General features: G+C 49.4%; 12 protein-coding genes. 9 read left to right on the top strand and 3 right to left on the bottom strand.

Annotated elements, in window-relative coordinates:
* The 4 genes from FFM82_RS07160 to FFM82_RS07145 all read left to right on the top strand — a co-directional run.
* The coding region (locus FFM82_RS07160; protein ID WP_143143456.1) for a transposase at nucleotides 1–165 on the top strand (165 nt) is incomplete at its 5' end.
* A 166-nt stretch (nucleotides 166–331) separates the two neighbouring features.
* The gene (locus FFM82_RS07155; protein ID WP_137645173.1) at nucleotides 332–1,087 is read left to right on the top strand and encodes a WxL domain-containing protein; all 756 of its coding nucleotides are present in this window, start codon (nucleotides 332–334) and stop codon (nucleotides 1,085–1,087) included.
* Nucleotides 1,088–1,151: 64 nt separating this feature from the next.
* Nucleotides 1,152–2,228, top strand: a complete 1,077-nt coding sequence (locus FFM82_RS07150; protein ID WP_170178244.1) for a WxLIP family cell surface protein — start codon at nucleotides 1,152–1,154, stop codon at nucleotides 2,226–2,228.
* 127 nt (nucleotides 2,229–2,355) lie between these two features.
* Nucleotides 2,356–3,843: a hypothetical protein gene (locus tag FFM82_RS07145; RefSeq protein ID WP_137645171.1), complete on the top strand. Its 1,488-nt coding sequence runs from the start codon at nucleotides 2,356–2,358 to the stop codon at nucleotides 3,841–3,843.
* Between the two features lie 61 nt (nucleotides 3,844–3,904).
* Here FFM82_RS07145 and nagE read toward each other — a convergent pair whose 3' ends face one another.
* Entirely contained in the window at nucleotides 3,905–5,887 is a 1,983-nt protein-coding gene (gene nagE, locus FFM82_RS07140) for an N-acetylglucosamine-specific PTS transporter subunit IIBC (RefSeq protein WP_137645170.1), read from the bottom strand.
* 388 nt (nucleotides 5,888–6,275) lie between these two features.
* Nucleotides 6,276–6,977 (bottom strand): SGNH/GDSL hydrolase family protein, encoded by a 702-nt coding sequence (locus tag FFM82_RS07135; RefSeq protein WP_137645169.1) that lies wholly within the window; start codon nucleotides 6,975–6,977, stop codon nucleotides 6,276–6,278.
* Between the two features lie 136 nt (nucleotides 6,978–7,113).
* Here FFM82_RS07135 and FFM82_RS07130 point away from each other — a divergent pair, with 136 nt between their 5' ends.
* The 5 genes from FFM82_RS07130 (at nucleotide 7,114) to FFM82_RS07110 (ending at nucleotide 14,094) form a co-directional block, all read left to right on the top strand.
* Nucleotides 7,114–8,016 (top strand): DMT family transporter, encoded by a 903-nt coding sequence (locus FFM82_RS07130; RefSeq protein WP_137645168.1) that lies wholly within the window; start codon nucleotides 7,114–7,116, stop codon nucleotides 8,014–8,016.
* A gap of 136 nt (nucleotides 8,017–8,152) precedes the next feature.
* Nucleotides 8,153–9,550, top strand: a complete 1,398-nt coding sequence (locus FFM82_RS07125) for a subtype B tannase (protein WP_137645167.1) — start codon at nucleotides 8,153–8,155, stop codon at nucleotides 9,548–9,550.
* An 83-nt stretch (nucleotides 9,551–9,633) separates the two neighbouring features.
* Nucleotides 9,634–11,199 (top strand): collagen binding domain-containing protein, encoded by a 1,566-nt coding sequence (locus FFM82_RS07120; protein ID WP_137645166.1) that lies wholly within the window; start codon nucleotides 9,634–9,636, stop codon nucleotides 11,197–11,199.
* Nucleotides 11,200–11,448: 249 nt separating this feature from the next.
* Nucleotides 11,449–12,540, top strand: a complete 1,092-nt coding sequence (locus tag FFM82_RS07115; protein ID WP_137645165.1) for a PTS sugar transporter subunit IIC — start codon at nucleotides 11,449–11,451, stop codon at nucleotides 12,538–12,540.
* 171 nt (nucleotides 12,541–12,711) lie between these two features.
* On the top strand, nucleotides 12,712–14,094 hold the full coding sequence (locus FFM82_RS07110) for a restriction endonuclease (protein ID WP_137645164.1): 1,383 nt from the start codon (nucleotides 12,712–12,714) through the stop codon (nucleotides 14,092–14,094).
* 66 nt (nucleotides 14,095–14,160) lie between these two features.
* Here FFM82_RS07110 and FFM82_RS07105 read toward each other — a convergent pair whose 3' ends face one another.
* Nucleotides 14,161–14,448 (bottom strand): bacteriocin immunity family protein, encoded by a 288-nt coding sequence (locus FFM82_RS07105; protein WP_137645163.1) that lies wholly within the window; start codon nucleotides 14,446–14,448, stop codon nucleotides 14,161–14,163.
* Between the last annotated feature and the right edge of the window lie 241 nt (nucleotides 14,449–14,689).

Genomic DNA, 14,689 nt, shown 5'->3' with positions numbered 1-14,689 from the left:
GACCTTAGGCACGGTCAAGTGACCCCGCAACGCTGGGTTATCGAACGCAGTTTTAGCTGGCTAGGAAAATATCGGCGCCTCTGGCGCAATTGTGAGCGAAAGCTGAACACCAGTAAGATGATGATTAGCTTAGCCTTCCTGCGAATACTCTTGAAAAGATTCTAAACACGTTCTAACTAATAATTAATTAAACGAAACTAACAGCTCAACACGTTGGTGCTAATCGTTTTTTTAATGAGAGTAACTCAAATCGTAATTTTCAGTACTTGTCATAATCAGTTGACGTGGTAAATTATGGCTGTACGCAAATAATGTAGGTAGGTGAATATTAATGAAAAAAATGTTCATGGGAATAGTAGTGAGCAGTATCGTCACGTTAGGAACGTTAACTCCGGTTCTCGCGGCAACCACTGCTGGTGAATCAACTGGTCAAACGCATATTACGGTGGACGTTACACCTGGGAAAGATATTAAACCGGTTCAGCCAGATAATCCGAATGTTGCGGCGACGGATGCGACTAATAATGGAACTGATAGTACGACTAACAGTGGGCCGTTGGCATTAGTTTACGTCACGAAAGCGTTGAACTTTGGTCCTATCAGTTTGAAAGCGACCGGTGAGCAAACCAGCTCCGTCAATGCGGATACCGGTTTATGGAATAAGCAGATGGTCGTCGAAGTTGGTGATTTACGCGGTACGCTGGCTGGTTGGCAATTGTCAGTTCGGGGTAGTCAATTGGTTAAGCAGGACGCCGGAACGCGTGCCACGGATGCGATGATCACGGGCGCAAAGGTTACGTTTAAGAATGAGCAGGTCTTATCATCGACGGCTGATACGAATCAGAAAGTCGCGATGACTGGAGCTGAGAACCAGGCGCAGGTGAATCAGGATGAAACGGATATTCAACTTGGAACGGAAGCAGGATCGCAGACGTTATTAAAAGCGGCGGAAGGCACCGGCTACGGTATGACGACAATGCGAGTTAATCCTAATGATATTAACTTATCATTGCCGCGAAATGCTAAAACGGGGACTTTCACCACTGATTTGACGTGGACGTTGAATAACGTTCCCCAAGAGGCGTAGGTCCGCCACGCTACCGTTGATGGCGGCGTGTTTACATAGTTTACTAACGAATCGAGGAAGTCTAATGCTGAAAAACGATTGGTGGAAGTCGGGGATGGGGCTGCTAACAGTCATTGGAATGGTCATTTTTGGTGGCTTACGGGGGCAAGCCGCTAGTAATCAGATGCCAGCTAACGGAACGGTTGGTTTCAGTGTGGCCGCTCAGCTACCCAAAAATCAACGTAATGCTAACCACTCTTTTTTTGATTTAACCATGCGAATGGGTCAGACCCAGCGCTTGCAAGTGACAATTCGGAACAGTACGAATCGTGACATTCGAGTTACGAGCGCCATTCACACGGCGTCGACCAATCCTAACGGTATCATTGAATACGCTCAGAACCCGGATCATTATGATTCGTCATTAAAATACCGGTTCGGGGAACTTACTAAGCTAGTTGGTCCAAGTGAGGTGACGGTTCCGGCGAATGGCAGCAAGGTTGTCAGTGCCGATGTTAAGTTGCCGGCCGGCGAATTTCAGGGCGTGTTGCTTGGGGGCTGGTACTTTCAACTAGTGGATCAAAAAGCTACCGGGGTCGTTAAGGGGGCGACCAACGTCACCAGTAAGTATTCGTACGTGATTGGAATGCGCTATACGGTTGGTCAGGTCCCCAGTCCGGAATTGAAACTGGCCAACGTTGAACCGGAGATGTTAAACGGTCATCACGGCATCTTTCCGCATATTCGTAACGTACAACCAGCCATGTTGATGGGTGTTGATGTGCAGACGCAAATTACCCGCAAACGGGATGGTAAAGTTGTTCGAAGTGCTCATAAGACGGACGTTCAATTTGCGCCTAACTCAGAGTTCCGGTACCCATTATTAGCGGGACACACGCCATTATCTGCGGGGAATTACCATTTACACATGGTGGCTAAAAACCTTGCCCACCGGTGGGTCTTTGACCGTGACTTTTCGATCAACTGGCAGACGGCCCAGCACTATAACCACGCAACCGTCGATACGTTACCTAAAAGTCCGTGGTGGTTATTGGGCGTCGGCGCTGCGGGAATGTTAGCCGCGATCCTGTCCGTTTGGTTATTCGTGGCTTGGCGCAACAAACGACGGCAACCAGAAGATGAGGTTGTGACGGATGAGTAGGCGAACGGTGGGCCGACGACTGGGTGGACTGCTGTTGATCATGGTTAGTGTTGTTATGCTGGTGAGTGTGGAAGCCCAGGCGGTGGTTGATCCCGAAATGCGGTCGATTTTGGGGGATGAGAATCGGATGGGACGGTTAATGGATTCGGGTAAATGGAAATTTTCAGTTCAAAAGTATCCAGATTTAGTGGACATACAAGCTGATTATACTGAAAATGGATGGATAACTGATCAAACTAAGACCATTCAGATTGTACTTAACAATAAGATGGTGTTGCCAAGCAATTATGTGTGGGGTCCTTTCTTTGATAAAGACTATAAAAATCAAATTAGATTTATTGATTCGGAGAAGGAAATTTTGGCAACGGGCGACATTCCTATGGTGTCAGGAATCCCAGGTGTGGCCCGCTTGACGCTACCAATGCCAAAATCGGTGACGATGAGTATTCTTAATAAGCAAAAGCTTATTAGTACTACGGGAGAAAAACCGGTTTATCTAACAATTAACTATGGAGTTTGGAAGTGGAAAATACTCTGGCTTTCAAGTGTTTCTACTTCTAATGAATTTGCTTTAGCACGTTTTCCCGCTAAGACTGGTAAAAATACGCTGAATCCAAAGATTATTCAGCCAATCACCGTTGAAAGTACATCGGTTGAGGGTACTGCCACAATTGGAAATACGATTAGTTTGCTCAGTCCTTCTGGAAATACAAGTACAACGAAAGTTAACCAGGATGGGACGTTTCATTTAAACCTTGCTAAGGGGATTTTAACTGATACAACAAAGATTGTAATTAAAGAAGAAAATAATAATAGGGAATATGGATTAGCGCGTGCAGATGTTACTAATCCGTTTCAAATTAGCGCAAAAAATAGTCATTCAGATACGTTGCTATTAACACCGAAGCACGTCATTACATTAACAAATAATAAAGTAAAACCAAAAGAGGCAGCCCGTCAATTTGCTGATGACCTTCAGAATATTGCCAACATTGAATTTAAAAAAAACAATCAAAAAACGACTCAGTTGGATCACCTAGTTCTCGAAGATGACTTTCGTGATGACCTGGGTAACCAATCCTACGCCCGCGCCATCCTTGGTCAACTCTTTGATGGTGAGGTTGATCACCAAGTATTGACGCTCCGCGGCGCTAACAAAGATGAAACCATTTTGTCGAACCCGTACGAATTGACCGTGCGTTTAAGCCCCGCAATTCAGGTGGAATCACAACCAATCGGGTCGTTACAAGTGCCCGCTAAACCGACGTTGCAGCGGCTGGCGCCAGCCCCGCAGTTGGCGGTACAGCATTCTTACGCCAACTTGCGGGTTTTTGCGACGGCCCAGCCACTCAAAACGAGGGACGGCCAACAGCTGGAATTAGTTTACCGCGACGGGCACGGTGGGGCGCCCCAACCTTTAAGGACCAAGCAACTGATTGGGGTGACGACGACCCAACCGCAAACCAACCTAACAACCGATTGGTACCAAGCCGCGGTGGCCGGTTCACCGCAAGATAAGGGGATCTTCGTGGTTGTACCGCCGAGTGTGCGCCAAGCGCAGTACAGTGGTGAAATTACTTGGTCGGTGGAAGACGTCCCTAGCAGTTCTGAATGATTAACGAGTTTAAAAAAGGCCCGCACCGAGAATCGCCGGTGCGGGCCTTTAATCGTACAAGTTATTTGGTGGTTGCGGTCAGGATCTTCGTTGAAGTGGTCATGGCATCGCTGCTCAGCTTGAACTTCAGCAAGCCAACTGCGTCCATGTTAGTAATGATGACCATCATGGTTGTCGCCTTACCAGCTGCTTTGATTGCATTGAGGTCAACGGTGGCAACCACGTCACCGTGTTTGACGCTCTGGTCAGCACTGACTTTGACGTCGAACGGTTCACCGTTTAAGGCGACCGTGTCGATACCCATGTGCAATAGCACCTCTAAGCCGGAGGCCGTCTTGAAGCCGATGGCGTGCTTCGTTGGGAAGACGGTCGTGACCGTCCCGTCAACCGGCGCGGTGATCGTACCATCACTAGGTTCGATGGCGAAACCGTCACCGAGCATCTTCTGAGCGAAGGTTGGGTCGGCCACGTTTTCGATGTCAACGTAGGTCCCGTTGGCAACGCTGAAGAAGTCGGCGCTAACGCCACTGGCGAGACCGGAAGTTGGTTCCGAAGCGGGTTCAGCGGCCGCCGTGGTGTTGGTGACCGTAATTGGCGCGTTGTTGGCTTTCAGTTTGGTTAACGCGTCGGCGACGAATTGCACTTCGGTCCCGATAATGATTTGTAAGTTGGTGTCGTCGATGCGGTTGATCCCGGCGGCGCCACTGCGTTTGATAGCCGCTTCGTTAATGTTAGTCGTGTCGGCTAATTGGAGTCGTAAGCGGGTGGTACAGTTATCGATCACCTTTAAATTATCGCTCCCACCGAGGGCGGCGTAGATGCGTTTTGCTTGAACCGTGTACTTATCGTCGTCGCTATCGTCTAGCGCTAAGTCTTCGGCTTCATCTTCGGCGGTCACTGGTTCGCGACCAGGGGTCATTAAGTGGAACTTCTTGATGGCGAAGTCGAACCCGAAGTAGTAGATGACGGCCATGACCAGCCCTTGGACGATCAACATCAGTGGGTGGTTGGCGATGGGATTTTTTAAGCTCAAAATGAAGTCGACCAACCCGGCACTAAAGGCAAAGCCGGCGGTCCAGTGCATGAAGGCTGCAAAGGCTAACGATAGGCCCATGAAGACCGCGTGTAACAGGTAGAGCGGCCAAGCGACGAACATGAAGGAGAATTCTAGTGGTTCGGTTACCCCGGTGAAGAAGGCGGCAAAGGCACCGGCCAGCATCAGTGAGGCCGTTTCGGCTTTCCGTTCGGGCAGGGCGTTGCGGTAAATCGCGTAAGCCCCGGCTGGGAGCCCAAACATCATGACTGGGAAGAAGCCGGCTTGGTACATCCCAGTGATCCCCTTAGTACCTTGGTGGGCAAGAAACTTCCCAATATCGTTGATTCCGGCGACGTCGAACCAGAAAACCGAGTTCAACGCTTGGTGCAACCCGGTTGGAATTAGTAACCGGTTGAAGAATCCGTATAAGCCGGCACCGACCGCCCCTAGACCCACGATTGATTTCCCGAAGGCAACTAGGGCGGTGTAAACTGGTGGCCAAACGAAGAGCAGTAGTAAGCTGACCAGCAACATCGTTAACGATGCCAAGATTGGGACTAAGCGTTTCCCGCTAAAGAAGGATAAAGCCATTGGTAATTTGGTTTTGTGGAAACGGTTATAGAGCGCTGCGGCAATTAAACCGGAGAGAATCCCGATAAAGACGTTGCCGATTTGAGTGAATGATGGGTCGACGTTGGCAACTTTAACGTTGAGTAACGTTGCGACCGATTCGGGTTTTAGGACGTTGACCGGAATTTCGAAGGCGACTAAGCCGGCTAAAGCAGCGGCGCCGTCCTTGTCCTTGGACATCCCGAGGGCGAGCCCAACGGCGAACAGTAGTGGTAATTGACCGAGGACGGCGTTCCCACCGGCCTGTAAAAAGTTGGCGACAAAGTCGTTGCTGACGGAAGCCCACCAGAGGCCGACCCCCACTAGTAATGAAGCGGCCGGCAGCACCGCAACTGGTAGTTGCAGCGAGCGACCCATGCGTTGTAAGTAGTTCTTCATATAACAATCCCCCTAATTGAAGTAGCGATGATAAATGCAAATTTAGTGTACAGTCCTGAAAGCGCTTTTTCAACCGCTGAAATATTGGTCTATGCCAGTAGATGAACGCCGTGATGCCGGTGTTAAATTTGGTCTATGGTCACTTTATAATGTTAAGTAACTGGTTAACCACGGCTGGTAAAGATTGGTTAGCTCAACCGATGGATTATTTGTAAGCCTAAAAAAAGATTGGTATTTTTTTACGGCTGGTGTGGGCGCTTTATTTTCGAATGAAAAGTGGCCGAAATTAGTTACAATCCCACGTGAAAAAGGCGAAAAAAAGCGGCCGTGATTTCGAATCAGACGCCTGATTCTAATCACAGCCGCAACTTTTAATTTGTTTTTCTAATTACGGGGTGGCGCTTTTCGCCATCGCTTGACCGATTGTTGCGGTGTACTCGCGCTGGCCGAGACTGTTCGGGTGCAGGTTATCATCGTCGAACCAGTCGTCGTTACTGCCGCTGACGTATAACCAGTCAATCAGGTGAACGTTGTCGTATTTCTTAGCGGCCGCCTTGATCAATTGGTTGTTGGCATCCTGCCACTTTTTGCCCGGCACGCGGGTGTTGACCCAGTAAATCTGGTGGTCGGACCCGATCTGCTCGATAATGCCATCGATGGTGGCCGCGTCGGTCGGGCCGTTGGTTCCTAGGTTGACCAACACGTTTTTCTTGATGGCGTCGGCTGATTTTAGCTGGGTAATAATCGCCGGGGCGGCGGAAACTTGCCGACCGACCTTAGCGTTAGCGTTGAAACTTTTGAAAATTTCCTTGAAGTCGGGCGTGGTCCGTACCATGATCGAATCACCGATGCCGGTGACGTCGAGGCTGCTGAGAGTCCGTAGCTCGCTTTCAGAAAGTTGGTACTTTTGGCCTAACTTGGAATCCGCCACCTCGTGGGTCGCGCCCTTGGTTTTGAACCCGCCGGTGAAAATTTGGGTGATATTAACCACCTGATTTTTCAACGTCGGGGTCGGAATGATCAGCGCGCCGCCAATAAAGACGACCGCAAAGATTCCGAGTAACCAATAAACTAATTTTGGATGCTTCATATTTTCCTCCTCGCACGGTATAAGATTAGACTACCCACCTATTTGTGTCAATTCTAATCACCGATTTACGGGTGAGGCTTTCAAAGTCGGGGGATAGTTGTTAGACTAGGGACAACGTAGACGGGGGGCTTGGGAGATGGAAAAGAAAACGTTAGGGTTCGTGTTAGCTAGTGTCGGTCCGTTCTTTTGGGGAAGTTCCGGGACGGTGGCCCAACACCTGTTTGAAACGACCAATATAGAAACGTTGTGGTTGGTCTCAATCCGGATGGTCGTTGCCGGTGCGCTTTTGCTCATTTACGGAGCGCTTCGGGGAGTGCCGGTCGGGGCGGTTTTCCGCCACGCCGGTTCGGCCGCCGAACTGGTGGCGTTCAGCATTTTGGGCATGATTGGCACTCAACTGACTTACTTTATGGCCATCAGTGCTGGTAACGCGGCGACCGCGGCCATTTTACAATCCTTATCGCCGGTATTGATCATTATCTTTTTGGCGTTGCGGACCTGGTCGGTGCCTAGCAAAATCAACGTCATTTCGGTGGTAGTGGCTTTACTAGGAACCGTCCTAACGATTACGCAGGGTGACTTGCACAGCTTAGTGTTACCAATCAGCGCGGTCGTTTGGGGCCTGCTGGCGGCGGTCGGTGCCGCCATTTACACGTTGATGCCGACTCGCCAAATCAAAACGTTCGGGGCGACGCCAATCGTTGGCTGGTCGATGCTGATTGGTGGCGCGATTGTTTTCGTTGCCAGTCGGGCTTGGCAACACTGGCCGCAACTGGACATCGTTGGCTGGGGTGAAGTCGGTTTCGTGGTCGTTTTCGGCACGATGCTGGCCTACCTATTCTTCCTGCAAAGTTTGGAATACATTTTACCCACGACTGCCAGTGTGCTTGGCACCATTGAACCGTTGTCGGCAACGGTGTTAAGCGTTATTTTTCTGGGGGTCAGCTTTAAACCGCTCGGCATTATCGGTGCGGCGTTGATTGTCAGCGTCACGTTGCTACAATTCATGGCGGCCCGCGCGGCGCGGTTTGGCGAATAAGTTAATGGCTACATTTTGAGACGCCGTTTGCCGGCGCCTTTTTTTATGCCCAAAGCGACTAACGGCGTGCCCGATTCGAATTGATTGGCGGTCAGATTCGGGGTAGGCTGAGGGTATGACGAAAGGATGGTTAGCAATGAAGCCCTTAATTTTTAATCCGCAATGGTTGCAACGGCAAACGGTAATGGTCAATGGCCAACCGTTGGCTTACGCCGCGGCGACCGGTATCAGTTACGTGCAAAATCCGGTGGCGCCGATTCAGCGGTTAAACGTGTTTGTTCCGAACGCCTACTTGGATGGCCAAACGGTCAACGGCTATGACGCCACCAGCGCGCCGATTTTTATGCCGAACACGGTCGGTGGTTATTTGCCAGGGCCGGCCGATGCCCCGGATAAAACCAGTTGGCCGACTAATGGCAAGGCGATCATTGCAGCCTTAAAACACGGCTACGTGGTGGTTGCCGCGGGGTTGCGGGGGCGCACGACCGTTAGTGATGGGCGGGAAGTCGGTCACGCCCCGGCTTTCATCGTCGACATGAAGGCGGCGATTCGCTACGTTCGCCATAATGCCCAGCGCTTGCCGGGTAACGTTGAACGGATCGTGACCAACGGGACGAGTGCCGGTGGGGCGACGTCCGCGTTAGTTGGGGCGTCCGGTAACGCGAACGGTTTTGCTCCGTACCTGACCGCGCTGGGCGCTGCTGATGAGCGCGACGACGTCTTTGCGGTTTCGGCGTACTGCCCGATTCACAACTTGCAGCACGCCGACATGGCCTACGAATGGCAATTTAACGGCGTCAACGACTGGCACCGCTATGCGATGAGCCCAATCGCCGGTCAGCGGCCGCACTTCACCCCGATTGCCGGCGAGTTAACGGCGCGTCAGCAACGGGCGTCGACCGCGTTGAAAGCCGCCTTTATCGACTACTTAAACGGCCTGCAGTTGACGGACGCAACTGGTCGCCCGCTGACCTTGGACGCTGCGGGGCACGGGTCCTTTGAACGGGCCTTGGCGGAATTGATTCGACAATCCGCGCAAACGGCGGCAAGCGCCGGCACCGACGTCCACAAGTATGCTGGCATTACTACTGAGGCGGCCGGGGTAACGGGCGTTGATTTTGCGGCCTACGTGCGGTCGTTAACGCGGATGAAGGCGGTGCCGGCCTTCGACAGTTTTGACCTAGACAGTGCTGAAAACAACTTATTTGGGGATGAAACGGTCAGCGCCAAGCACTTTACCGCCTTTGCGCAGGCCCACGGAGCGGTACGCGGACCTCAGGCAGCTGCACCACTCGTGGCGTTGATCGACCCCGTCAGTCAGTTGCAAACTGATCGGACGACGGTCGCCAAGCACTGGCGGATTCGCCACGGTGCGGCCGACCGTGATACCAGCTTTGCGATCCCGTTCATTCTGGCAACCAGCTTACAGCAGCGGGGCTTAGACGTTGACTTGGCGTTCCCGTGGGACGTGCCACATAGTGGCGACTATGATTTAGGCGACTTATTTGAGTGGATCGATGCGCGTTGTCGCTAAGCGTAACCATTCACAAACTAGGTTGAAATTGATTGTCTTAAGCGTATACTTTTCCTTAGAACTAGCGTAAGGAGGAGCAACTAATGAAGTTTAATAGGCACCAATTTTACTGGTTATTAGGGGTTGTGGGTGTGTTATTACTCACGCTGTTTGGGCGGGCAACGTCCGCGCAGGCGGCTACTAATTACAACGCGAAGGATTACACGACGTCCGCGTCGGTCATCAACGGACCGGATTTTAAGCACGCCGATACAATCCAACTCTCATACGAGTTAGCGTTTGGCGACACGACGCTACACGCCGGCGACACCGTTACTTTGGATTTACCGGAAAATTTACGGGCCCGGACGGTCGGTGACACCTTTGACGTGACCGACGACGAAACCGGCGAAGTTATCGGGACGGCTAAGGTCACTTCGGATGGCCAGGTGGTCGTGACGTTCAACGACCACGTTGAGGGCAAGACTGGCACCGAAATCAAATTGAACTTAGCCACGAAGTATCGGGGGACCGATACTGGCGAGCAGGACGTCGTCTTCGACCTGGAAGGCGGTAACCAATCGACCGACGTTATTAACATCGTCAAGGACGAAGCCAACCTTTCGAAGAAGGGCACGATGGATCACGAAAACGGCATGATCAAGTGGACGTTAGTCGTGAACCGCCAGGAACTCGAAATGAAGAACCTGACGATTGCGGATACCATTGGTGACAAGCAGACGATGATCGAAGGCCTTGAAGTTTATAACGGAACCTGGTCGGGGCCCTCAACGTATAAGCGTGAGGATAAGCTTAGCGAAGACGCTTATAACGTCAGCTACCACGAAAAGGGTTTTGATTTAGACTTCAATGATACGGTGAATAATCTGATTATTATTGACTACTACACTAAAGTTACCGAACCGGAATTGATGAATACCGATTACCACTTTAAGAACCAAGCCATCTTGGAATGGGGCGGCGGCACGAGCGGCGGCCGTAATCAGGAAGAAGCTAACGGCAAGGTTTACGATAAGAACTATAATAACGGTTCCGGGAGCGGTGGTTCATCCAGCAGCTCTAGTTCTAGCTCGAGCGTCAGTTCATCGAGTTCCAGCTCGTCCAGCAGTTCGAGTTCCTCAAGTTCGATCAGTTCCAGCTCATCGAGTAGTAGCGCATCAAGCTCATCGAGCACCAGTACGAGTAGTTCTAGTTCGAACTCGGCTAGTTCGTCGAGCGACTTTTCATCCAGCGCAAGCTCGGTCTTCAGTAGCTCCAGTTCTGCCGGTAACGGTGAAACGCCGAGTGTGACCGACCCCGATGATCCCGAAGACAACACCAACGTTAATCCGGACATTGACGAAGGAACCGGGACGATCGACGTTGACGGCGGCTTTGTGGATAACAACCAGTCGTCCAGCAGTAGCGTTTCCAGCCAAAGCAGCAGTCAGGCAATGACGGGCGGCGCGTCTAGCAACTCGCAGACCAAAAAGTCGAGCGCCAAGACAACCGTTTCGAAGGCGGACGGTGTGACGGCCGGCCAAAGCGCCAAGCCGAAGTTACCACAAACTAATGAATCCGCGGTAAACGGTCAAGCGTTACGTTCAGTTGGTATTTTATTAGCAGTACTGACCCTTGGTGGTGGGGCGTTACTTCGTCACTGGTTTTAGAAAACGATAAGGAATGGCCAATCGCAGTGTTGCTGCGGTTGGCTTTTTTTGTGTTTAATCTAATCAACTTACGATTATGTAGTTAAAGAAGGTTAGAATCCGGTTACATTAATCAATGACTTTAGATTTGAAAGTAATTGCCGTTAGCGACCGAATCGCGGTTGACAGGGTCAAAGTGGCGTGGCAAAATAAGAACCATTCTCACATAGTTCTAATCTAATTTTTAATAATTAAAACGGAGGCATACATATGGAAGCTACTCACGCAGAAACTGCGACACATAAAATGACGACCATGGATTATGTTTATAAGGTATCCGCTGGGGTCTCGAACGCCATTCTAGTTTGTTTAGGGATTGGGTTGTTACTACAGTCATTCGCGAACTTTTTACATTGGCACGCGTTGTACCAAGTCGGGGCGGTGGCCCAAGTCTTATTAGGACCGGCGTTCGGAGTCGCGATTGCCACGATGCTTAAAAGCAATACGTTGGTTACCTTTAGCGCGATGATTTCATCGACTATCGGGGCCAACGCGGTCTTCTTCTCCCAATCGGGGACGACCGGGATCACCGCGACCGGCCATACTTTAGCTCAGGCTGCCCAGAGTTCGATCTTTACGACCGGTCAACCGATTTCGGCGGTTGCCGCCGGCTTAATTGCCGTGTTGGTCGGCAATTACTTAACGGGTAAAACGCCGCTCGACATGATGTTGGTCCCGTTGGCGGCGACCTTTGTTGGGGCGGTCGTTGGCTTAGGGTTAGCGGCGGTCACCACGCCGGCGCTGGTTTGGCTCAGTCAATTTATCGCCACTTCGATGAAGGTTAACCCGTTGATCGGTTCGATGGCCGTGTCGTTAGCCTGGGCGCTCTTCCTAATGACGCCGGCATCGTCGGCGGCCTTAGCCGTTGCGGTCATGTTGGACCCAGTTTCGTCAGGGGCCGCTTTAATCGGGACGACCGCGCAATTCGTCGGTTTTACCATCATGTCCTTCCGGCAAAATAACTTGGGCGCCAACATTGCACAAGGCATTATCACGCCGAAGGTTCAGTTCCCGAACCTGTTGGTCAACCCGCGGTTAGCCATTCCACCAATGGTTGCGGCAATCGTTTCCGCGCCAATTGCGACGTTGGTCTTTAACTTCTCCACAACTTATAAGCTTGCTGGTTTAGGGTTAAACTCGTTGATTGCACCAATTACGTTAGCGTCAACTAACACGACGGCTTTCATGGTTTACATGTTGACCGGGGTAGTGATTCCAGCCGTAATCTCAATCGTGTTGTACCGCGTTTTGTTGGCGGCCAAGTGGGTCGAATCGCAACAGTTACAGTTGGAAATTGTTTAGCGTGAAAGTGATAGGTTAATAAATGCTAAAAAATCTGGTTCAAATGAACCAGATTTTTTTCGTGAAAAGATATCGTTACTTATTTTCTGTCTGAACATTTTAGATGTACTAATGTATAATTTAAGTAATTTGTTTGAAACTATATAATTATTATTGATAGGGAGTCATACTTTGAGACAAGTCAAAAGGATTTTTAATGTTATACGGTACGTTGTTGCGGTTTTGCTACTATTGTCTGGGGTCTTGTTTTTGGCGCTGCTTCTTGATCGGTCATTTTACAGCAATTTAGGAACAATCCTATTTACGCTTGTTGTTGGAATTATTCTAATTAGTATTAGTTTTTTTGTGGTACCCGGTACTATGGAAACAAAAGTAAAGCGACTGCCTTTACCTAAGCAAATTAAGAAAAGAATGCTCAAAAAAGTTCAGCTCCGGACAGAACAAAAAATGGCAGAAAAGGCTACGCAACTGACAGCTATTAAGTCACAGATTAACAGTCAAAAGCAAGACTTATCTAAAGTTGATGAACAGATTAATCGCCATTCAGAGGAATTAAGGGATGCCCATATCGATATTGAAAAATACGGCGCACTGGCGATGGAACGTAAAAAAGAATATGCACAGTTACAAAAGCAATTAGCAGCACAACAACGTAGCATTGATCAGCTTACTGAAAAGGAACGTAATTTACAATTACAGAATGAAAAGACAATTGAGAATAACAATAGTTTGAATGAGCAAAATAAAGATTTGAGTGAACAGAATAAGACGCTAAACGAGCAACATCGAGTTCTTTTTGATGAAATTAGAGAGAAAGAAAGTAAGCGGGATACAGTTGACAAGCAAATTCAAGCACTACAAACCAAGGAAACTGAATACAAAAAGGCTATTAGTCAGACGATTCAGGAGACAGGGAAAGTGCAGGCCAAATTTGCAGCTGTTCACGAACAGTATCAGCGTGATGTTACGCAGTATGAAGGGTTAAAACGAATTTTAGAAAATAACGAGAAAAAGATTCAGATTGGTAATCAGCATTTCACCGTTAAGGAAGCCATTGATAAACGTTTCGAAATTAAAAAAGATTTGGACTATGCAGCCCAGCGAGAGTCTAAGGTCAAGGCATTCTTTGCCAGTGAGTCATTTAAAGATTATTTGCGGTATAGAACGGAAAAAGAAATCAGTAAAATTGATAATATGATAGGAACAGACTTTGAAGCGTATGTTGTGAAATTGTTGACTAAACTTGGATATACCCAAGCTATTCAGACAAAAAAATCAGGCGATTTTGGCCTGGATGTCATTGCTTATAATGGCTCTGTTAAGGTGGGTGTTCAATGTAAAGTTTATTCAAATCCAGTTAGTAATGGTGCTATTCAAGAAGCATATTCAGGTTCGAAACATTATCATACTGATCAAAATATTGTTGTTACGAATAGTTCTTTTACAAATAGTGCTAAAGTTCAAGCAAAAGATACCGGTGTAAAACTTTGTGACCGAGAAAGATTGAAAAAAATTATTTATAATCAGTTTAAAAATGAGATGGGGGCATATTAAGGCGAATTTAAATGAAAAATAACCCGTGCCCGCGGAATGACCGCGGTGCACGGGTTTTGTGTTTCGTTATTTAAAGCCGGTTGGTTGGCGCTGGTAGGCCCGGCCACGGGTGCCATCGATGGTGGCCTGGTAAAGGTCGTTTAATACCTTGGGACCGTACAAGTGGGCCATACCCCAGTAACGGAGTCCCTGGTTCAAGTCGGCGGCCGCCTCGTGGTAGTGACCATCCGTCAGGCGCTGGCTATTTTTAACTAGCAGAGCCCGCAGTTCCGCGTCCCCCTTGATTTGCGGATCTTGAAAGGCCGCCTTGATGGCTTGCATCAGGGTAGCGGTTTGTTGCTGTTCGGTTGTCATTTGAAAATTCCCCCTTACAATAAGGGTACACCTCGGATGACGTTTATGAAAGGAGTGCTTAATAATGCGTTTCAAACCAGTTGGTCAAACCGCCGTCACGGCGGGCAGCCTGATTGCCTTGATTTTGGTACTCTACCAAGGTGCCCGAACGGTCAAGCACCGTTTCGAACGCTAGTGGGTTGCCGAGCGTGTGGCAAAAGTCGGTTAGCTTTTGGCGTACGTTTCGACTATCAATATTCGG

It is taken from the genome of Lactiplantibacillus plajomi (genome assembly GCF_005405405.1).
Lineage (GTDB): Bacteria > Bacillota > Bacilli > Lactobacillales > Lactobacillaceae > Lactiplantibacillus > Lactiplantibacillus plajomi.
The sequence above is the reverse complement of the archived record's forward strand: the minus strand, read 5'-3'. Positions and strand labels throughout refer to the sequence as shown.